18 protein-coding genes and 1 riboswitch are annotated in these 20,180 nt (G+C 58.7%); of the genes, 16 read left to right on the plus strand and 2 right to left on the minus strand.

The annotated features are described in order from the left end of the window. Positions 1 to 75 precede the first annotated feature (75 nt). The 7 genes from HD598_RS01390 to HD598_RS01420 all read left to right on the plus strand — a co-directional run bounded on the left by HD598_RS01390 (position 76) and on the right by HD598_RS01420 (position 7,620). Positions 76 to 1,647 carry a cell wall-binding repeat-containing protein gene (locus tag HD598_RS01390; RefSeq protein ID WP_183663310.1) on the plus strand — a complete coding sequence of 524 codons (1,572 nt, stop codon included), beginning with the start codon at positions 76 to 78 and terminating at the stop codon, positions 1,645 to 1,647. A 9-nt stretch (positions 1,648 to 1,656) separates the two neighbouring features. Continuing rightward, complete coding sequence (locus HD598_RS01395; protein WP_071893829.1) at positions 1,657 to 1,953, plus strand: YciI family protein; 297 nt, start codon at positions 1,657 to 1,659, stop codon at positions 1,951 to 1,953. Between the two features lie 36 nt (positions 1,954 to 1,989). Continuing rightward, positions 1,990 to 3,156, plus strand: coding sequence for a flavodoxin-dependent (E)-4-hydroxy-3-methylbut-2-enyl-diphosphate synthase (ispG, locus tag HD598_RS01400; RefSeq protein ID WP_183641410.1), 1,167 nt, complete (start codon positions 1,990 to 1,992; stop codon positions 3,154 to 3,156). Then, entirely contained in the window at positions 3,110 to 4,018 is a 909-nt protein-coding gene (locus HD598_RS01405) for a GNAT family N-acetyltransferase (protein ID WP_183663312.1), read from the plus strand. Before ispG ends, HD598_RS01405 begins: the two co-directional genes overlap by 47 nt. Before the next feature lie 66 nt (positions 4,019 to 4,084). Beyond that, a complete protein-coding gene (locus tag HD598_RS01410) occupies positions 4,085 to 4,894 on the plus strand; it encodes a hypothetical protein (RefSeq protein ID WP_183663314.1) in 810 nt (269 codons plus the stop codon). A 64-nt stretch (positions 4,895 to 4,958) separates the two neighbouring features. After that, entirely contained in the window at positions 4,959 to 5,771 is an 813-nt protein-coding gene (locus HD598_RS01415; protein WP_183663316.1) for a hypothetical protein, read from the plus strand. A 250-nt stretch (positions 5,772 to 6,021) separates the two neighbouring features. Then, positions 6,022 to 7,620 carry an HNH endonuclease signature motif containing protein gene (locus HD598_RS01420; RefSeq protein WP_183663318.1) on the plus strand — a complete coding sequence of 533 codons (1,599 nt, stop codon included), beginning with the start codon at positions 6,022 to 6,024 and terminating at the stop codon, positions 7,618 to 7,620. Positions 7,621 to 7,900: 280 nt separating this feature from the next. Here HD598_RS01420 and HD598_RS01425 read toward each other — a convergent pair whose 3' ends face one another. Continuing rightward, positions 7,901 to 8,308, minus strand: a complete 408-nt coding sequence (locus tag HD598_RS01425) for a hypothetical protein (RefSeq protein WP_071893823.1) — start codon at positions 8,306 to 8,308, stop codon at positions 7,901 to 7,903. 10 nt (positions 8,309 to 8,318) lie between these two features. Further along, positions 8,319 to 8,432: riboswitch (SAM riboswitch) on the minus strand. Between the two features lie 248 nt (positions 8,433 to 8,680). Between HD598_RS01425 and HD598_RS01430 the strand changes: the two genes are divergently transcribed. Continuing rightward, on the plus strand, positions 8,681 to 10,480 hold the full coding sequence (locus HD598_RS01430) for a proline--tRNA ligase (RefSeq protein WP_071893822.1): 1,800 nt from the start codon (positions 8,681 to 8,683) through the stop codon (positions 10,478 to 10,480). 205 nt (positions 10,481 to 10,685) lie between these two features. Next, positions 10,686 to 11,495 (plus strand): TSUP family transporter, encoded by an 810-nt coding sequence (locus HD598_RS01435; RefSeq protein WP_071895173.1) that lies wholly within the window; start codon positions 10,686 to 10,688, stop codon positions 11,493 to 11,495. Between the two features lie 104 nt (positions 11,496 to 11,599). On the opposite strand, the gene HD598_RS01440 is transcribed toward HD598_RS01435, so the two are convergent. Then, entirely contained in the window at positions 11,600 to 12,799 is a 1,200-nt protein-coding gene (locus HD598_RS01440; RefSeq protein WP_183663320.1) for a hypothetical protein, read from the minus strand. Between the two features lie 133 nt (positions 12,800 to 12,932). Between HD598_RS01440 and HD598_RS01445 the strand changes: the two genes are divergently transcribed. From HD598_RS01445 to HD598_RS01475, 7 genes are all read left to right on the plus strand, one after another. Continuing rightward, on the plus strand, positions 12,933 to 13,520 hold the full coding sequence (locus tag HD598_RS01445) for a ribosome maturation factor RimP (protein WP_183663322.1): 588 nt from the start codon (positions 12,933 to 12,935) through the stop codon (positions 13,518 to 13,520). After that, positions 13,510 to 14,490, plus strand: coding sequence for a transcription termination factor NusA (gene nusA / locus HD598_RS01450; RefSeq protein ID WP_071893819.1), 981 nt, complete (start codon positions 13,510 to 13,512; stop codon positions 14,488 to 14,490). Before HD598_RS01445 ends, nusA begins: the two co-directional genes overlap by 11 nt. Positions 14,491 to 14,662: 172 nt before the next feature. Continuing rightward, on the plus strand, positions 14,663 to 14,941 hold the full coding sequence (locus HD598_RS01455) for a YlxR family protein (protein WP_084637025.1): 279 nt from the start codon (positions 14,663 to 14,665) through the stop codon (positions 14,939 to 14,941). Between the two features lie 153 nt (positions 14,942 to 15,094). Next, positions 15,095 to 18,199 (plus strand): translation initiation factor IF-2, encoded by a 3,105-nt coding sequence (infB, locus tag HD598_RS01460; RefSeq protein ID WP_183663324.1) that lies wholly within the window; start codon positions 15,095 to 15,097, stop codon positions 18,197 to 18,199. Positions 18,200 to 18,325: 126 nt separating this feature from the next. After that, positions 18,326 to 18,889: a 30S ribosome-binding factor RbfA gene (rbfA, locus tag HD598_RS01465; protein ID WP_183663326.1), complete on the plus strand. Its 564-nt coding sequence runs from the start codon at positions 18,326 to 18,328 to the stop codon at positions 18,887 to 18,889. Continuing rightward, the gene (gene truB / locus HD598_RS01470; RefSeq protein ID WP_183663328.1) at positions 18,889 to 19,815 is read left to right on the plus strand and encodes a tRNA pseudouridine(55) synthase TruB; all 927 of its coding nucleotides are present in this window, start codon (positions 18,889 to 18,891) and stop codon (positions 19,813 to 19,815) included. The genes rbfA and truB overlap by 1 nt, the downstream gene beginning before the upstream one ends. A gap of 2 nt (positions 19,816 to 19,817) precedes the next feature. Beyond that, a complete protein-coding gene (locus tag HD598_RS01475; RefSeq protein ID WP_183663330.1) occupies positions 19,818 to 20,174 on the plus strand; it encodes a hypothetical protein in 357 nt (118 codons plus the stop codon). Positions 20,175 to 20,180: the final 6 nt, after the last annotated feature.

Below are 20,180 nucleotides of genomic sequence, written 5' to 3' on the forward strand. Positions count from 1 at the left end.
CATAAGCGGTGCGCCGCCTTCGCCTCATCTGGCCCTGCCGGTAGCGTGAATGGTGAACATTTCAAGGGGGAGATCGTGGCACGAAAATCTGTACTTTTGACCAGCATTGCTCTGGTTGCCGCGCTGGGAATCAGCGGCTGCACCGGGGGAATTGACGAGACCTCGGAAAAGCAGAATCAGACCCAAAGTCAGCTCTCCCGCGATCACCACGTCACCGCCGCCGGCGCCATGACACAGAAGCCCTCAGCCGCTTTCTCCAGCGTCAACTCGAAGGGCTCCGCAGCCTCGATGGCCGCGAGCAAGGCCGTCTTCGCAAGTAGCCCCAAAGTGTATGTGGCGCGCTCGAGCCAAGCAGACGCCGTCGTAATCCTTGCCGCTGAAGCTGCGCGCCAGGGTGCGCCGATGCTGCTCCTGGATTCCTCCTCCGCGGCGCAAAAAGCGTTGGAAACCGAAATTCAGCGACTCAAAGCAACAGAAATAATTCTCCCTGAGAACTCGAATCTCTCTGACGCCGAAAAGGCGCTCTTTGGGGATGTCAGCGTGAATGAGGTAGCGATCGCGCAGGATACGTCTTCGGCCAGTGCCCCTGCCTCCGCTGCTACCGGACCGGATGGATTCATCATCTTCACTACCGCCGCGTCCCGCCAGGAAGTGGGCACGGCGGCAGCGTTGGGCAGCTTGCAAGGCGCAGGTGGCACACTCGTGGAGCTGGAATCCGCAGATCCGCGCGCCACCAGCGGCACCATCGAGGCAATCAAAAACGTGGGCGATAAACACGCGATTGCGGTGGGAACTGATTTCGCGTCTTCGGAGGAATTCGCCGGTCTCGCCGAGAGCGCAACCGCAGGAGTGGAACTGCCCGGAGGCGGGCAAGTGGTCTTCCCGTTCCGTCGCTTTGTAGCGCTCTACGGGCATCCGGGAACCGGAGCGTTGGGGCTACTCGGCGAGCAGGGCCCCGAGGAATCCGTTGCCCGAGTCAAGGAGCTGGCCGCCGAATATCAGCCGTTCAGCACCGAACCAGTGCAGCCCGCGTTCGAGATCATCACTACCATCGCTTCGGCCGCGCCGGGAGCAGATGGACAGTACTCGTCGGTGACGCCCATTTCTAAGCTCATGCCCTACATTGACGCTGCGGAAAAAGCCGGTGTGTATGTGGTGTTGGATTTGCAACCGGGGCGCAATGATTTCCTCACGCAGGCGAAGCTGTATGAGGAGCTTCTGAAGAAACCTCATGTGGGATTGGCGCTGGATCCGGAATGGCGACTGGGACCGGGGCAGAAGCACATGGTGCAAATCGGGTCCGTGGAAGCCGTGGAAGTCAACGAGGTTTCTGACTGGCTCGCCACACTGACGCGTGAGAATAAACTCCCGCAGAAGATCTTTGTGCTGCACCAATTCCGGAAATCCATGATCAAGGACCGGGATCAGGTGAAGGCCGATCATCCGGAGCTCGCCACGGTGTTGCATGCGGACGGGAACGGCGGGCGAGAATCCAAGTTCGCCACCTGGAATGCGTTGCGGAAGGATCTTCCGGATGGCATATGGCTGGCCTGGAAGAACTTCATTGATGAGGATTCGCCCACATTTACCCCTGAAGAGACCTTTGAAACAGTCACACCGAAGCCTTGGTTTGTCTCTTACCAGTAGCCTAGATGCATGAGTGTTTATGCAGTCGAGTACGTTTATGAGCCCGGTTCCGAAGAAGGACGCAGCGAGAACCGTGCGGATCACCGTGCGTTGTTGGCGTCATTGACGGATATTGAGAACGTGAAATTGGTGGCCTCTGGCCCGTACACGGATGGTTCCGGAGCGCTTTTGCTCTTCGCCGCCGCAACCGAAGAAAAGCTTCGCGACGTGCTGGCGCAGGACCCGTTCAACCGCCTTGGATTTGTGAAGAATCTCCGGGTCACTGAGTGGGAGCCCGTCACTGGCGAGCTTTCCCAGTACGCGTAAACTTTAGATACTCAGTCAGTCTTTCTCGGAGGAATTTTGACAGCCGTCAACCTTGGCATCCCGTCCTTACCACCACCCGTCTTGGCTCCGCGCCGTAAGACGCGTCAAATCAAGGTTGGTTCGGTGGGTGTGGGTTCGGACTCGCAGATCAGCGTCCAGTCCATGACCACCACACCTACGACGAACATCAATGCCACGCTCCAGCAGATCGCGGAACTTACCGCTGCGGGTTGTGACATTGTGCGTGTGGCGTGCCCTTCCGCCGACGACGCTGAGGCGTTGCCGATCATCGCGAAGAAGTCGCAGATCCCTGTGATCGCGGACATTCACTTCCAGCCGAAGTACGTTTTCGCGGCGATTGAGGCCGGTTGCGCGGCTGTTCGAGTGAACCCGGGCAACATCCGCAAGTTTGATGATCAGGTCAAGGAAATTGCGAAGGCTGCCAAGGATCACGGCACCTCCATCCGCATCGGCGTCAACGCCGGTTCTTTGGACAAGCGCATCATGGACAAGTACGGCAAGGCCACTCCGGAAGCGCTCGTGGAATCCGCCGTGTGGGAAGCGTCCTTGTTTGAAGAGCACGATTTCCACGACTTCAAGATCTCCGTCAAGCACAATGACCCGGTAGTCATGGTGCGTGCGTATGAGATGCTCGCCGAGCGCGGCGACTGGCCATTGCACTTGGGTGTTACCGAGGCCGGTCCTGCGTTCCAGGGCACCATCAAGTCCTCCGTGGCTTTCGGCGCGCTGCTTTCGCAGGGCATCGGCGACACCATTCGCGTGTCCCTCTCCGCGCCTCCCGTGGAGGAAATCAAGGTGGGATTGCAGATTCTGCAGTCCTTGAACCTGCGTGAACGCCGCCTTGAGATTGTGTCCTGCCCATCCTGTGGCCGTGCTCAGGTGGACGTGTACAAGCTCGCTGAGGAAGTGACCGCTGGCCTTGAGGGCATGACGGTTCCGTTGCGCGTGGCCGTCATGGGTTGCGTTGTGAACGGTCCGGGCGAGGCTCGCGAAGCGGACTTGGGCGTTGCTTCGGGCAATGGCAAGGGTCAGATCTTTGTTAAGGGTGAAGTCATCAAGACGGTGCCTGAGGATCAGATCGTGGAGACTTTGATCGAAGAAGCCCTTCGAATCGCAGAGGAAAGCGGGGGAACGGATGGCGAAGATACTGTCCAAGGTGGCCCCGTGGTCACGATTCACTAAGTTCCGCGGTGAGCCCGGGGAACTCGTTTCCCCGACCATCCGGGTCCTCGGTGAAGAGGAGCGCGAGGATCTTAAGGCCCTTGTGGCCTTGGATCCCGTCTCCAATATTTTCCTCGATTCGTACCTGTATAACGGCCACCCCATGAACCGCTCCGGCGGGCGGGCGATGGTCTTTGGCCAGTACGACGACGCAGGCTTGCGTTCCGCATGCTGGGTGGGTTCCAATGTGGTTCCGGTCAACGCTGATTTTGAGGCGGGCCAGGAATTTGGGCTCGCTTTGTTGCGTGCAGGGCAGCGCTATTCCTCCGTATTTGGTCCCTCTGACGGGGTCATGGGTATTTGGTCAACCCTTCAATCAGGGCATCAGAAGGCGCTGGATGTGCGGGCTCATCAGCCGCTCATGGTGCAATCTTCGCCTTCTGAAGTGGTGTCCGCGCCGACGCTTCGGCGTGCGCGGGTGGACGAATTCGACGTCATGCTTCCGGCCTGCGCCGCGATGTTTGAAGAGGAGCTGGGGTATTCGCCGCTCATCACCGGGCGTGCGTACTACGAACAGCGTGTGCAGACCCTGATTAGCCGCGGGTATTCGCTCGTGGACCGCGACCCCGATGGTCAAGTGGTCTTCAAAGCCGAGCTCGGGAATGTTTCCCCGCGGGCAACCCAGATCCAGGGCGTGTGGATGAACCCTTCCGTGCGAGGTCACGGGCTGGCGAAGTCCTACATGGCCGCCGTCATTGACATCGCTTTGGAAGTGGCGCCCATCGTGAGCCTCTACGTCAACGACTACAACAAGACCGCTGTGAATGTGTATCGCCGCGTTGGTTTTGAAGAAATTGGCGAGTTCGCAACAGTACTTTTTTAGGTTCTAATTGTGGTGTGCTTGGGATAAGTTTGTGAGGTAGCTCGCTGTTCATTCTCGGGGGAAACCATGAATAAGAAGCACCTCATCGCCCTGCCCTTCGCCATCACTCTTCTCATCACTGGATGTGGCGCCGGCCCTTCGTCTGTAAGTACCTCTTCCTCTATAGGTAACTCTCAATCTTCCGCCAGTAGTGCTGTCGCTTCCTCAAGTAGCACGGAAGCCGCCGCTTCGAGCGCGACTACAGCTGCGTCGTCGTCCTCCAAATCTTCGAGCGAATCCATCGGTGGGTACACCGCGGACGAACTCAAAGCGATCGTTCGCAAGCTAGCCTGTGGCATCAACGGCGCGGTGGTGTCAGACAAAGACGATCTCATCGCGGACGCAACGGAGGACATGGCCTCGCCCGGAAGCATGACCTACGCGCCAGCCATTTGCGGGACAATGGACGCGGTTGAGGCCGCTAAGTCGCAGTACGAAGGGCTGAACGTCGCCGCCTTTGACGTCATGGATCCCACTGGCGGAAACGAGCGATTCGGCGTGATGCTGACCTCTTTCGCCAACAGCCGGCAGGCGGAGGCCTCCGTGCCGGCTCCAAGCCTCGTGACGGGCGAGTGCAGTAACTATACGGTGGATGTTCCGACCGCTGCCGTGACTATGAAAACCGCGCTGACACAGGTGCAGATCACGACCACCGCGGAATCCGTGACGTCCTGGCGGCGGGATTATGTGGCCGCCAACCAGAAAATGAGGACCTACCTTGCGGTTGCGCAACACGGAAACGTGACGATTCGCGCGAGCGTTTTCGTTGACTCTGACGCTCAAGGTATTGCGAAACTTGAGGAGCTCATGGACGCCGCGGTCGCTGAACTGAATTAGTTCATTTGTTGGGGTTTTAGGTATATCGTTGTGGAGTAGCTCACTACTCACACGGGGGAATGCCATGAAAAAGAAGTACTTGATCGCAGTACCGTTTGCGCTCGCCCTCGCAGTGACGGGTTGTAGTTCTTCGGGTGGAAGCTCTTCTTCGTCCGCGTCTTCATCGTCTGCCTCTGGTGCGTCCTCGTCAGCTGCGACTTCGGCGGCCTCAACCTCCGCAAGTAGCTCCGCAGCGGCCTCTTCGAGCGAGACCTCAGCTGCGTCATCGTCCGCAGTTGCAGGCGGTGCCGTGGGCGGATACACCGCCGAGGAGCTCGAGGCCATCGTCACGAAACTTTCCAAGGGTGAAACCGGTGCCGTGGTGATGAGTGAGGCTAAGCTTTTGGCCTCCGCTGATCAGAGCGAAGAGCTCGTCAAATCCATGAAGATCACCCCTGCTACGTGCGCTGACTTGCAGGCGATTAGCGACATTTCGTCGAAGCTGGACTCTGTGAATGTTGCCGCCTACACCGCCGCGGATGCGGCAGCCGGCACCAGCAGTGGCATCACGCTCATGTCCTACGAAGATTCGTCCCAGCTGAATTCGGACATGTCCAAGTTCGGCGACATGGATGCTCAGTGCAAGACCTACTCCTTGGAGATGCAGGGGCTCGAGGTGAAAGCGGCCGTGAAGTCTCTGGATATCAGCACGGATGCCGATTCTGCCACCGCGTTGCAGCAAGACATTGCGATCATGGACCAGAAGGTCAGCACCTACATTGCCCAGGCGGTCAAGGGTAATGTCGCGATTTCTGCCACGACCACCGGTGATACCGCGGCCGAAGGTGTTGCGAAGCTCGAGAAGCTGGTGAACGCAGCGGTTGCTGAGCTGAAGTAGCGCTTCACTTACAACATTTAGTACGACGTCGTAGCTCGCTTTCTGTTTCTTGCCCCCGGTTTTCGTGGGGTAGTTATGGGAGGTGGGGTGCGGCGTCGTATTTGTTTTCTGGCGTTCGTTTGCGGGGTTTTCTGGTGTGTTTCACGCACAGGTGATTGTTGTGCACAGGGGTGTTGCGGGGGTGGTGTTTCGAATGTTTCTTCGGTAGAATAAAAGTGTTCGAAAGTTCGAAGGCTGGGGGCCTGAACGCATGACTACCGCACTAGAAATCCAACCCACTCACCCAACTACCGACACCGCACCAACTGGTGCTTCTCCGCTTGCCGCGAGCGGTGCTGCTATACCTCGTGCTGCTCTGCCTGCTGGGGGTGGGGTTGACCGGTTTCGGCTGATCCACGAGGCTGTTTCGTCGGCGATGGATTCGTTGATGGGTGCGTCGATGTCTCGGGGTGCGTGGAAAGAATGCGCGGGACTGATCGAACAACTATCCCACCAGATCGCCCGCGGCCAGGTCCATGCGGCGGAACAGTTTGTTGATATTGCGTCCCGGGAAGCTGCTACGGGTTCCGGGAACCGGTTGCGGTCTAAGAACCCGGAAGAAGAGCTCGCCGCCCATTTGGGGGTATCTAAAGCCGAGATCCGGCGCCGCCTCAGCGTGGCAGAGGGGTTACGAGACCGACTCGACGAGTACGGGGAATCCCTGGGCGCGAAACTCCCACTGGTGGCTGATGTGTTCATGAACGGGAACATGTCCCTGCTTGCTGCAACCACCATGGTTCGGGAGATCAGTAAAGCCGAAACCATCGCCAGTGCTACCGAAGGCGTGGATGCTGATGCGACGCGTGAGGGGATGGAAGCCGCCCTGGTGGGGGCTAACCGCACCGGAGGATGCCCGTTAGTGTCCACAGTGGCGAAGAACTGGTTGAACCGACTCAACACCAACAATGTCACCGCGACTGATGAGCTCAAGCGTCAGTTCCAAGGCTTGCACCTACTCGGACGCAAATACGGTTTGAATCATGGGGAGTTCTATTTCGACGACGAACAATGGGCCGTCATCGCAGCCGGTTCCACCTTCGAAGCCAACCCCCGCGTCAAAACCACCACCGGCACTGATGCCAGCACCTCTGGCGGCGCCAAGGGCACCACGGATGAAGCGGGTAACGCCATAACCCCGAATGCCACCACCTCGGGGAGCACGGGGTCGTGCCTTGATGTGAATGGTGACGTTCATGAGGTGCCGGAGGTGTTGAAGGATTCGCGCACTCGCGCGCAAAAGCTTGCCGACGGTTTGGTGCGTAGTGTGCGGGCTGGGTTGGAGTCTAAGAAGCTACCAGTCAACGGTGGGTTACGACCCCAAGTAATGGTCGCGATCGACTTGGAAACGTTGCAGGGTCGGGTGGCAGCTGATGAGAAGTATTTATCGCATTCAGCCCAGCTAGGCCCGGTAGATCCGGGCATGATCCGTAAGATTGCGTGTGATGCGCAGATCCTGCCGGTTGTGTTGAATGGTGAGGGCAGGGTGTTGGATGTGGGGGAGCCGCAACGGTTGTTCACTCAAGAACAACGCAAAATCTTGTATACGAGAGATCTCGGTTGCACTGCCCCGGGGTGCACGGTTCCGGCGGATGGGTGCGAAGCCCATCATGTGAAGGAATGGTCCCAAGGCGGTCCGACCACGATTGATAACGGGGCACTGGTGTGTCATTACCATCATCAACTCGTGCACGAAACCGACTGGCGAATCAACGTTAGTTCCGGGGTCCCGTACTGGGTTCCACCGAAAGCCGTCGACCCCAACCAGATCCCTTTACGAAACCACTACTTCCGCCACGGCCTCACACCCTAACACCAGCCAAGACGCCCGCGCCTTGATGAAGCGCGCGTGCCCACACTACGGAAGTGTCTTAAGGGGCGCCCGATGCTTCCTGGTTGGTTCGTGGGATTGGTTCGAGTCCGTTTCGAAAAGCTTCAGGTGATCCGAGGTTTGGGTCAGCCTGATCGTGACACCCCGTCACGCCACTAGACACCACTGGTGAGCACGACGGGCGTGCCCTGACAACCACATAGAAACGGTCCGGCGTTAAGCAACAACGCCGGACCAGACGACGGGAACTGCTTACCGACGCCTAAGAATTGGTGAGAAATTCTGGGTCAGTCAGACAGACTCGCCAGTCTTCGGCTTTTGCGTACGTAATCAAGGATGAGCTGCCTGACTCGTCCAAGAACTGGATGACAGAGTGACCACGCAGCACGGCCGTCTGATCAACAGGGATAGCTTGCGCGTTGTGGTTGAACCAGGCGATGCGCTCACCATTGACGGAGCATTCGAAGGAGTTCTCGTTGAGAATCTCGATGTCGGTGACGGTCCCGATGATGGGCTCCGACATAGCCAGTCGGACCTGGATCGGATGAACTTTGTGCCCTGGTCGGTAGTACCAGCAAGTATGTTCGTCCAACTTCACGACGGCAGCAGGCTGACCGATGGCGTTTTCGACCATGTAGACACGGCCGAGGGTAGCGGTGTTCTGAGACAAATCAGGTTTCCTTTCGCTCTTCCCACGGCAACTTGCCGCGAGCAGATCTTCCTCCGGGGGCACCGTGCGCGTTGCGCGGTTGCCAGCCGACCAGCCGGAGGGCGTGAGGTCGGACTTCTTGATCCGTCAAAGAATCTAGCTGAGCATCACGACACTTAGAATCTGAGCCTGTAAATGCTGAAAAGTTGAGGCTAGATGCTTCGATGTGTTTGGAGCGTAGTGCTGCTTATGGCGGTCTATCGCCGAAACTGCATTAAAGTAGTTCTCATTGCGTTGCGTGTGTCGCGAGGACTTCAACTACCGTTGAGCTCTCGCAAGACGCGCATTACACATTTGACGCGATGGACGCATCGCAGAATGGACTAACTCATCGTGGCACTACGCCTTTCCTCGCTTTTCTTGCGCACTCTGCGTGATGATCCTGTTGACGCCGAAGTAGCGAGCCACAAGCTCCTCGTGCGCGCTGGCTACATTCGCCGCGCTGCCCCGGGCATCTACTCTTGGCTACCGCTCGGACTGAAGGTTCTTGGGAAGGTTGAAAACATCGTTCGCGACGAAATGAACGCGATCGGTGCTCAGGAAGTGCACTTCCCAGCCTTGCTGCCGAAGGAACCTTACGAAGCCACGAACCGTTGGACCGAATACGGCGACGGCATTTTCCGCCTCAAGGACCGCAAAGAAGCGGACTACCTTCTTGCACCAACGCACGAGGAAATGTTCACCCTCTTGGTGAAGGACCTGTACAGCTCGTACAAGGACCTCCCTGTGTACCTGTACCAGATCCAGACCAAGTACCGCGACGAAGCACGTCCGCGTGCTGGGCTCCTGCGCGGTCGCGAATTCATCATGAAGGACTCATACTCCTTCACGATCGACGACGAAGGTTTGGAAGCCGCATACAACGCGCACCGTGCCGCCTACCTGACGATTTTCGAGCGCCTCGGCCTTGAAATCGTGGTTGTAAAGGCGACCGCGGGCGCCATGGGCGGATCCAAATCTGAAGAGTTCTTGCACCCATCCGCGGCCGGCGAAGACACCTACGTTCGTTCGGCCGGCGGCTACGCCGCGAACGTTGAAGCCGTGACCACCGTGGTGCCCGAATCTATCGACTACACGAACGCGCCTGCGTTCGAAGTACACGACACCCCGAACACCCCCACCATCGAGACGCTCGTCAACGCCTCGAACGAGATCAAGCCGCGCGAAGATCGCCCGTGGGTTGGCGCGGACACGTTGAAGAACGTCGTCCTCGCCGTGGTCACACCAGAAGGCGAACGTCGTCTTGTGGTTGTGGGCTTGCCAGGCGACCGCAACGTAGACACCAAGCGCATGGAAGCAACCATCGGCGGCATCCTGGGCATCGGCGGCGAAGTTTCCGTTGAGCAAGCCACAGATGAGGACCTCAAGACTCAGCCGCTGATCGTCAAGGGCTACCTTGGCCCAGCTCTCGGCACGGACAACGTGCTGTTGGGTGCAGAAGGATCCAAGACGGGCCTGCATTACCTCGTCGATCCTCGCGTGGTTCCTGGAACCGAATGGATCACGGGCGCCAACGAGAAAGACAAGCACGTCTTCGGTTTGGTCGCTGGTCGCGACTTCACGTGGGACGGCATCGTCGAAGCCTCCGAAGTTCGCGAAGGCGACTTGGCTCCAGACGGATCCGGCCCACTCGAATTGGCGCGCGGCATGGAAATGGGACACATCTTCCAGCTCGGTCAGAAGTACGCGAAGGCACTTGGCCTACAGGTTCTGGACCAGAACGGCAAGCTCACCACGGTCACGATGGGCTCTTACGGCATCGGTGTTACGCGTGCCGTAGCTGCGATCGTCGAAGCCAGCCACGACGACAAGGGCATCGTGTGGCCGCGAGCTGTTGCACCCGCAGATGTGCACCTCGTCGTCACCGGTAAGGGCGAGGAACTATTCGCAGCAGCTGACAACCTTGTCGCGGACTTGGAAGCACGCGGACTGGACGTCATCTACGACGATCGTCCCAAGGTTTCCGCAGGCGTGAAGTTCTCCGACGCAGAACTCATCGGTGTCCCCACCATCGTGGTGGTCGGCCGCGGTTTGGCTGACGGCGTGGTGGAAGTGAAGGACCGCGCAACCGGTGAAGCTCAAAACGTTGAGCTTGAGAAGATCGCTGACTACCTAACCAAACTAGTCAAGTAGAAAATCAAGCAAACAGTAATGAACATGGCGGCCGCGACCAGGGTAAGTTTTTGAACCTTGGTCGTGGCCGCCAGTGTTTGACGAAGACGTACGTAAGGCCGTGCGATCGACGAGAAGTGCAACGGAGACGTACGCCGGTGTGACTAGGAAATATGGCTGCGAAACATGACCGAGTGACGTGACGCGAGAAAGCTGGGACCTGCTGATGGAGTGGTTGACAACCCTGCCGGGCTCTGGCTTGGAAGATATCCAACTTTCGACGGTGCTTATGGTGATCATCGCCGGACTCGCGGCAGGTTGGATTGATGCGGTCGTGGGTGGTGGCGGCCTGATCCAACTTCCCATCATGTTGCTGATTCCGGGAATCACCCCAGTTCAAGCGCTCGCGACCAACAAAATGGGCTCGATCTTCGGAACCACCACCTCGGCCATCACGTACTACCGCCGTGCGCATCCGGACCTCAGAACCGCCCTCCCGATGGCTGGCATCGCGCTGATCGGATCCTTCGCAGGGGCGATCGTCGCAACCATTATTCCGGCCGAAATCATCAAGCCCGTGATCGTGCTCGCGTTGATCGCGGTACTGCTTTTCACAGCACTCAAACCCACTGCGGGAACTCTGACGGAATTACGGTACGACGGCGCGACGCACCTCACGATTGCATGCTTGATTGGGCTATCGGTCGGCTTTTACGACGGCGTGCTGGGGCCGGGAACGGGATCCTTCCTGATCATCGCGATGGTGATGTTCTTGGGTTATTCATTTCTGGCGGCATCGGCCAAAGCGAAGATCGTCAACCTCGCGACGAATGCGGGCGCGCTGATGTTTTTCCTGCCAAGTGGGCACTTGCTGTGGGGACTGGGGTTGATCCTTGGCGTCAGCAACATGATCGGTGGCTATATCGGCGCCCGCATGGCGATCTCAAAGGGCGCCAAGTTCGTTCGCGTGATTTTTCTGGTGGTGGTGTCGGTGCTGATCGTTCGACTCGGCTGGGACGTCGTGGCCGCATGGTGAGTGGTACGAGAATTTAGTGCGAGACCTCAGTATGAGCGTCTACAGTGAGCACCTACGACGAGTGCTCAGTACGAGTGCTCAGTTCGAGTGTTCGGTACGAGCGCCTAGCGGGCGCCTTCTGCCATGAACTGCACTCGCAACGCTAAAGCCAACAGCTGATCGCGACCTTCAGAACCTGCCGACTGTCCGCTCGAAAGATCAACGAGGGCCTCTGAGAGCTCCAGGAGACCCGCATCAATGGTTGCGCCCGATTGCTCCGTAAAGTTGTCCGGCAAGACGTAGCCACCTTGTCGGACAGGAGCGCACGAGTCAGCGTTGTGCTCTTCCAAACGGTGGCCCAACAAGGTCAACGGTTCGGTCCGCGACTCCAACAACTCGCGCGTGCTGCCCTGAGCATTGGCGGCGGCGACACTGTAGGCGTACTCGAGTCGGTAGGCGATATCCGCGGCTGCAGAAGCCGAGCATTCCGGTGCGATGTTCAACGTCGACCGCAGCGACGAGGACAAAGACGACGGCAACGACAATGAACCGGTTGGAAGTGTAGCCACCGTTGTTCGAATGGTGGCTGGGGTGAAATCATCCGCAGTGTATTCGGTAAGTGGGTCCTTGAAGAGCGCCTTTTGATCCGCTGCAGGTGAGCCGCCGATCGACGGATCATCACCCAGATTGCGTGCCTTAAATCGAAGATCCTGGGCAAGCCTCGCAAGGGAGAGTGCACGCTCCGGCTCTGCGGTCAGAGACTCCCGCATGGCGTACTGGGACGATTGTGCAAGAAGCACACGGAGAGCCAACGGATCGGCGTTTGAAGTCCCGGTGCCAGTGTTTTCATTGCCGGAAATCCCGGCGCCCGATGCCACGGCACTCGATGTATCAGCGTTGGAATTTTGGCTATCCGACGGCGAACCACTCGCAGACGCGACCGCGTTTTCAGAATCCTGAAGCTCGCGAAGCCGATCATCGTTCAGCAACAACCCCGCCGAGTCTCCGATGGTCGCCCGCAAACTATCGAGGCGGCTAAGAGCCTCGGCGCTCGTGACAGAACCGGACGATTTGAGTGCATCAATAGACGAGAGCAACTGCGGCACAAAAGAGTCAGGGCTGGAATCAGCCGGCCCCGTCTCTTGCGCAGCCAGAGCGGCACTTTCCGCAGAGGCACGGGCTTGAGCTGCGGCGTCGTACACCAAAGGAACAGAAACCCCCACCGCAACCGCAGCCAGGCACACCACGATAGTTCTGCGCAACCGGGCGCCTCGCGTGGTCTGCGCAAGGCGAGGACTGTGATCGGGGCGCGGGGGAGTGCTCATCCCTTCGATTCTGACAGACGAACCCTGATTTTCCGCTCAACCCGAAGTCAGGTATGCTGAACTGCTCCAATGAGGCACTCCTAAAGTAGAGAATGTGCCTAGAATTTTCATAACAACATAGCGGGAGGCCGGAATGAGTCAGACGGAATCAGAACGCATCGCGGAGTATCTTCGCCCGACCGTCACAGCAGCTGGCCTCTTCCTTGAAGCTGTCGATGTAAAAGGACAGGGCAAGGACCGCATTGTGCAGGTGCTTGTCGACTACGAAGAGGGCACCGCATCAGTCACGTTGGACGAAATCTCCGACGTATCCCAAGCAATCTCCACGGCCCTCGACGCCGATCCCGCGCTGGACCAGAGCCCCTACGAGCTCGAAGTTTCCACCCCAGGTGTCAGCCGACCACTGACCGAACCGCGCCACTGGCGCCGGAACGTGGGACGCACCGTCCGCGTGAACGTCATGGGCCAAGAGAACGTGACGGGCGAGCTGATTGACGCTCGCGAAGGCGGCATCACGCTGGTGCCAGTCATCGAAGCCCCTAAGAAGGGCATGAAGTCCAAGCGCGGGGAACCGCAGGACATCGAATTTTCCCAAATTCGCCGCGGAAACGTAGAAGTAGATTTCTCCGCTGCGGATAAAGTGAGTGACGAAGACCTAGAGGCGCTGGACGAGGAAGACTTCGACGCGCTCAATCCTGAGGAGGACAGCAATGGACATTGATATGGCAGCATTGCGCGAGTTGGAGCGCGATCGCGACATTCCCATTAGCGTGCTCTTGCCCACGATTGAGCAAGCACTCGTGCTCGCTTATCACCGGAGCCCCGGTGCAATCGACAAGGCTCGCGCTGAAGTAGACCGCAAGACCGGACACGTGACCATCTGGGCCATGGAGTACGACGAAAACGACGAAGAAGTAGGGGAGTTCGACGACACCCCCACTGGTTTCGGTCGTATCGCGGCAAGCACCGCTCGCCAAATCATCCTCCAGAGGCTGCGCGACGCCGAAGATGACAACATCTTGGGCGAATTCCGTGGCAAGGAGGGCGAGCTCGTCTCCGGCCAGATCCAGCAAGGCATGTCAACGCATACCGTTCTGGTGAACCTCGGCACGGTTGAAGCGATCCTGCCTCCGCCAGAGCAGGTTCCGGGTGAGAAGTACCCACACGGCGGCCGCATTCGTGCGTACGTGGTGGACGTTCGTAAGGGACAGAAGGGTCCTTCGATCACGGTGTCCCGCTCCCACCCGAATCTCGTTCGGAAGCTTTTCGAATTAGAAGTTCCGGAGATCGCTGACCGCACCGTCGAGATTGTCTCGCTGGCGCGCGAAGCAGGTCACCGTTCCAAGATCGCCGTCCGCTCCCGCAAGCAAGGCGTTAACGCCAAGGGCGCGTGCATCGGCGAAATGGGTTCGCGCGTGCGTGCAGTCATGAACGAACTGGGTGAAGAGAAGATCGACATTGTTGATTACTCGGACAACCCGGCCGTGTTCATTGCCAGCGCTCTTTCGCCGGCCCGCGTCACTAACGTGACCATCCTGGACGAAAACACGCGATCCGCTCGCGTGCTGGTTCCGGAAGGACAGCTGTCCTTGGCGATCGGTAAGGAAGGGCAAAATGCTCGCCTCGCCGCCAAGCTCACTGGTTGGCGCATCGACATCGCAGCGGATCCGTCCACATCCCGCGAACAGTAGCTTCCCGACTCTCGCTTTTTGTGCTTGGGAGAACTCAGGCACAAAAAGCGATAGACTGGACTGCGACTCTTTGAGCGGTTGACATAGCAATGTGAAGGGAAGTGCCGTGAGTTCATTGAATGAACCGCACCGCACCTGCATTGGATGTCGCCAATTAGATAGCCAACAACAAATGCTGCGATGGGTCCTCGAAGTTCGCTCCGAGGACTCTCAGGATGTCAGCCAGATAGACCCTAGCAATGGTGTGTTGCAAGTGGTTGCTGATCCTGAACGTCGCAAGTCCGGTAGGGGTGCTTGGATGCATCCCGCTCCGGAGTGTGTAGCGCTCGCCGTCAAAAAGCGGGCCTTTGCGCGGGCCTTTCGAGCCAACGGATTACATCCCTCGGAAGACGCGTTGAACATTGAAATAGCTCACACCACCGTCCGATATGAAAGCGGGTCAGAAAACTGATGGAAACCCGATGAGTACCAAGCGATGAACGCCCAGTGATGAAGAATCTACTGAGCGCAAATCAGGGTATGTCGACGCAATCTGCCGTCATGCCGATTCACGAATAACGACGGTTCGTTTCCTGTCTGGGACTCGGACCGAGACAGGAGAACTGTGGCCAAGCTCCGCGTTCACGAGCTCGCAAAAGAGCTCGGAATTAGCTCTAAGGAAGCGGTTACAAAACTGCAAGAAATGGGCGAATTCGTTCGCTCTGCCTCATCTACCATTGAGGCTCCCGTAGTCAAGAAACTTCGCAGCGCCTTCCCGCAATCCGGTGGCGCATCCAAAGCAACCGCCAAGCCAGCTACGGCTAGCCAGGCGTCAACCAAACCAACTCCGGCCGCTGCTGGCGCAGGTACCGTCACCGGTGCAAGCGCAGCAGAAGCCGATGCCTCAGGCGCATCCAAGCCTGCCGCCAAGCCAAGCGTGGATAGCTCCGCGAAGCCTGCAGCGGACGCCTCTGCACCTAAGCCAGGTGTCGCCCGTCCGGGTGCACCGACTCCAGGTCCAGCACGTCCAGCAGCTTCGGACAACGCGGCTACGTCCTTGTCTTTCGAAGCTCCAGCTTCGTCTGCACCGACAGCCTCTACGCCTGAAGCTTCGGCTCCAGCAGCTGAGAAGTCAGCTCCTTCGGCTCCAGCAGCAACGCCAGCACCTGAAAAGCGCGCCGAAAAGCCCGCTGCAGATGCAAGCAACGCTCCTAAGCCACCAGCTGCCCGTAACGGTGACGCTCCAGTAGCGCCACGTCCAGGTGCACCTAAGCCAGGCGGCGCACGTCCGGGCAACAACCCGTTCTCGTCCCAGCAGGGCATGCGCTCCGGCGATGCTGGCTCCGGCGCAGCTCGTCCAGGCGGTCCACGCCCAGCAGCTCCTCGCCCAGGTGGCGCACGTCCGGGTAACAACCCGTTCTCGTCCCAGCAGGGCATGCGTTCCGGTAACTCCGGAAACGGCGGACCACGTCCGGGCGGTCCTCGCCCAGGTGGCCCACGTCCAGGTGCCGGTGCTCCAGGCGCTGGTGCACCACGCACGGGCGCTCCACGCCCAGCAGCGGGACGTCCGGCAGCAGGCCCAGGTGCCGGCGGTGCAAACCGTCCGACTCCAGGCAACATGCCTAAGCAGATCGATCGTTCCCAGACTGCACCAATTGGTAGCCGTCCAGGTCGCGGCGCGGGACGCCCAGGTGGCGGAGCCGGTGGCACCGGCGGTCCAGGTGGCGGCCCACGCAGCGGTAGCGGCGGCGGTCCACGCGGTGGCAACATCGGTGGTCGCGGTAACGCTCAGGGCGCATTCGGTAACAGCCGAGGCGGCGGCGCAGGCCGCGGTCGTCAGCGCAAGTCCAAGCGTGCGAAGCGTCAAGAGTTTGAGACGTTCAACGAGCCAGCACTGAGTGGTGTTTCCATCCCTCGCGGCGATGGCGAAACCGCCATTCGCTTGCGTCGTGGAGCATCGCTTGCTGACTTCGCTGAGAAGATCAACGCCGATCCAGCAGCTCTCGTGAAGATTCTCTTCCACTTGGGCGAAATGGCTACGTCTACTCAGTCGCTTGACGAAGAATCGTTCCAGCTCTTGGGCGCCGAAATCGGCTACAAGATCGAGATCGTTTCCCCAGAAGACGAAGAGCGCGAGCTCCTCGAGTCCTTCGACATCGACCTCGACAACGAGCTCGAGTTGGAGACCGACGACATGCTGGAGGCTCGTCCTCCAGTGGTTACCGTCATGGGTCACGTTGACCACGGTAAGACGCGTCTGTTGGATGCCATCCGTAAGTCCAAGGTTACTGAGGGCGAAGCCGGCGGCATTACGCAGCACATCGGTGCTTACCAGATTCACCGTGAGCATGAAGGCGTCGATCGCGCCATCACGTTCATTGACACCCCGGGTCACGAAGCGTTTACCGCTATGCGTGCTCGTGGTGCTCAGGTCACCGACATCGCAGTCCTCGTGGTTGCAGCAGATGACGGCGTCATGCCACAGACCATTGAAGCGCTCAACCACGCTCAAGCGGCAGGTGTGCCGATCGTGGTTGCAGTGAACAAGGTGGACAAGCCTGACGCTAACCCTGACAAGGTCAAGGGCCAGCTCACCGAATACGGACTGGTTCCGGAAGAGTACGGTGGCGAAACGATGTTCGTTCCGGTTTCTGCATTGCAGAACCAGGGCATCGCCGAGCTCATCGAAGCAGTCCTGCTGACCGCAGACGCTGCTCTGGAACTCAAGGCCAACCCTGACAAGGCAGCTCGAGGCGTGGCTATTGAAGCCAACCTTGACCGCGGCCGCGGCGCCGTAGCAACCGTTTTGGTTCAGTCCGGAACGCTTGCTGTGGGTGACACGATTGTGGCCGGCACGGCTCACGGTCGCGTTCGCGCCATGTTCGACGAGAACGGTGACAACCTTGACGTTGCACTGCCATCGCGTCCAGTTCAGGTTCTTGGTTTGTCCTCGGTGCCACGTGCTGGTGACTCGTTCCTCGTGACTGAAGATGAGCGTACGGCTCGCCAGATCGCTGAAAAGCGTGAGGCAGCTGAGCGTAACGCGATGCTCGCGAAGCGTCGTAAGCGCATCACGCTTGAAGACTTCGATCAGGCTGTGGCTGAGGGCAAGATTGACACCCTCAACCTCATCCTCAAGGGTGACGTTTCCGGTGCCGTTGAAGCACTTGAAGACTCCTTGCTCAAGATCGATGTTGGCGACGACGTTCAGTTGCGCGTTATCCACCGCGGTGTTGGTGCGATCACGCAGAACGACGTCAACCTCGCAACCGTGGACAGCGCCATCATCATTGGCTTCAACGTTCGCCCAGCCGAGCGTGTTGCTGAATTGGCTGACCGTGAAGGCGTTGACATGCGCTTCTACTCGGTCATCTACTCCGCAATCGATGACATTGAGAACGCACTCAAGGGCATGCTCAAGCCGGAATACGAGGAAGTTCAGCTCGGTTCCGCAGAGATCCGCGAAGTGTTCCGTTCCTCCAAGTGGGGCAACATCGCAGGTACGATCGTTCGCTCCGGCACCATCAAGCGCAACTCCAAGGCGCGCTTGGTTCGTGACGGAAACGTGGTTGGCGACAACCTCACGATCGACTCCCTGCGTCGCTTCAAGGATGACGCCACCGAAGTCCGCGAAGGCTTCGAATGTGGTATTGGCCTCGGCTCCTTCAATGACATCAAGGAAGGCGACATCATCGAGACCTTCGAAATGCAGGAGAAGCCGCGCGCTTAAGAGCCGCGCATCATCTGCAACAGTGAGTGGCGTCGTCGTTCTTTTCCGGAATAAATCGGTAAGGACGACGACGCCGCTCGCCACTGCAGGACCATCCAGAATTTTTGTGCTGACGTAGGAGGACAAATGGCCGATCCAGCACGCGCCGCCCGAATGGCGCAGCGCATCAAAGTAGTTGTAGCCCAGGCCTTGGGCAAAATCATCAAGGACCCTCGCGTCGAGAACATCACCATCACCGATGCTCGCGTCACGAACGACCTTCAGCACGCCACGCTCTACTACACGGTCTTCGGCGACGAAGAAGCCAAGGCCGCTGGCGCGGAAGCGCTCAACAGCGCACGTGGCGCCATCCGTAAAGAAGTGGGACGCAATCTCACGGCGCGTTTGACGCCCACCGTGGAATTCGTCGCCGACGAGATCCCCGTCAATGCTTCGCACCTTGAAGACGTTCTGCGCGCAGCCCGTGCAAAGGACGCCGAAGTGGCAGCACTGGCCGCGAAAGCGCAGTATGCCGGCGAGGCCGATCCATACCGTAAGCCCAACGAGGTAGACGAGCTGGAAGATCTTGAAGACGATCTTGACGCAGCGGACGCTGATGATCTAGACGACGCAGACGTTGATGACGCAGATGTTGATTCTGAAGAAGTTGACGTTGATAGCGATTCTGAAAAGGACGCGGACAAGAACTAATGGGTTCGAAAGATACCTCGACAGCACCGGATTCGGGACAGGAAACTGCTCCCGGGTCCGGTCTTGTCATCGTTGATAAGCCTCAAGGTTTCACGAGTCATGACGTGGTGGGCAAGATGCGCCGCCTCGCGCAGACTCGCAAAGTGGGCCATGCCGGAACGTTGGATCCGATGGCCACCGGTGTTCTCATTGTGGGGATCAACAAAGCCACGCGCTTGTTGACCTACATCGTGGGAGCTTCGAAGACTTACGAGGCGACCATCCGCTTGGGTGAATCCACCGTCACGGACGACGCCGAAGGTGAGATCACCCAGACGCGTATCGCTGCTGCAGTTACCCGTGAGGACATTGATCGGGAGATTGCTAAGCTCACGGGCGACATTCTTCAGGTTCCTTCCTCGGTGAGCGCCATTAAGATCAACGGCGAACGCGCCTACAAGCGGGTTCGTTCGGGCGAAGAAGTCGATATTCCGGCACGACCAGTAACGATTCACCGCTTCGACGTGCACGATGTGCGCCGTGAACGCGCTGGAAAGATCGTTGACGTCGACGTGACGGTGGAGTGTTCCTCAGGCACTTACATTCGCGCGCTCGCGAGGGACCTGGGACAAGCCCTAGACGTCGGCGGACACCTGACCGGGCTTCGTCGGACCGCCGTTGGACCGTACGAGCTTGAGAAGGCTCGAACCCTAGAACAACTGGCCGAGAACTTTGAATACTTGCCACTCGCAGATGCTGCTCGTGCGCTCTTTGAGAATCGCGAACTGACGGAAGAAGAAGCCACCGAGCTTTCCTTCGGTCGGAGAATTCCACGCAATGAAACCGAAGAGCTCACCGCCGCGTTCACGCCGGACGGCGAACTCGCAGCACTGCTCAAGAACAAGGGCTCCAAAGCTGTTCCTGAGATCGTTTTTGAGGCCCACTAACCATGGAACTGTTCTACATTATTGGCGCCATTCTGTGCGGAATCGCCGTCCTGCTGGGCGTTGTAGCCGCCATCATGCGCACCTATCCCGATGACTTTGCGATCATCGGCATGGGCGTCGTGGAGCTCTACTTGGTGGTGTACGGCATTGCGGCCGGTGTTCATCTGGCAAACGGCGACGTCATCCAAGGCGAGTTCTGGGAGTTCTGGGGATATCTCCTCACAGCCCTCTTCATTCCGCCCTTGGCGTTTTGGTGGGCCCTGGCGGATAAGACCCGCTGGTCCAACATCATCATGGCCGCCGCCAGCGGCACCGTTTTCGTGATGCTATTCCGCATGAATCAAATTTGGTATGGATAAGGTTCC

This window comes from Neomicrococcus aestuarii (assembly GCF_014201135.1).
Lineage (GTDB): Bacteria > Actinomycetota > Actinomycetes > Actinomycetales > Micrococcaceae > Neomicrococcus > Neomicrococcus aestuarii.

Bases quoted from the DNA above. Each gene is read 5' to 3' on its own strand.
- HD598_RS01395 (WP_071893829.1), top strand. From the start codon at position 1,657: ATGAGTGTTTATGCAGTCGAGTACGTTTATGAGCCCGGTTCCGAAGAA.
- HD598_RS01405 (WP_183663312.1), top strand. From the start codon at position 3,110: ATGGCGAAGATACTGTCCAAGGTGGCCCCGTGGTCACGATTCACTAAG.
- HD598_RS01410 (WP_183663314.1), top strand. From the start codon at position 4,085: ATGAATAAGAAGCACCTCATCGCCCTGCCCTTCGCCATCACTCTTCTC.
- HD598_RS01415 (WP_183663316.1), top strand. From the start codon at position 4,959: ATGAAAAAGAAGTACTTGATCGCAGTACCGTTTGCGCTCGCCCTCGCA.
- HD598_RS01420 (WP_183663318.1), top strand. From the start codon at position 6,022: ATGACTACCGCACTAGAAATCCAACCCACTCACCCAACTACCGACACC.
- HD598_RS01435 (WP_071895173.1), top strand. From the start codon at position 10,686: ATGGAGTGGTTGACAACCCTGCCGGGCTCTGGCTTGGAAGATATCCAA.
- HD598_RS01440 (WP_183663320.1), bottom strand. From the start codon at position 12,799: ATGAGCACTCCCCCGCGCCCCGATCACAGTCCTCGCCTTGCGCAGACC.
- HD598_RS01445 (WP_183663322.1), top strand. From the start codon at position 12,933: ATGAGTCAGACGGAATCAGAACGCATCGCGGAGTATCTTCGCCCGACC.
- nusA (WP_071893819.1), top strand. From the start codon at position 13,510: ATGGACATTGATATGGCAGCATTGCGCGAGTTGGAGCGCGATCGCGAC.
- HD598_RS01455 (WP_084637025.1), top strand. From the start codon at position 14,663: ATGCTGCGATGGGTCCTCGAAGTTCGCTCCGAGGACTCTCAGGATGTC.
- rbfA (WP_183663326.1), top strand. From the start codon at position 18,326: ATGGCCGATCCAGCACGCGCCGCCCGAATGGCGCAGCGCATCAAAGTA.
- truB (WP_183663328.1), top strand. From the start codon at position 18,889: ATGGGTTCGAAAGATACCTCGACAGCACCGGATTCGGGACAGGAAACT.
- HD598_RS01475 (WP_183663330.1), top strand. From the start codon at position 19,818: ATGGAACTGTTCTACATTATTGGCGCCATTCTGTGCGGAATCGCCGTC.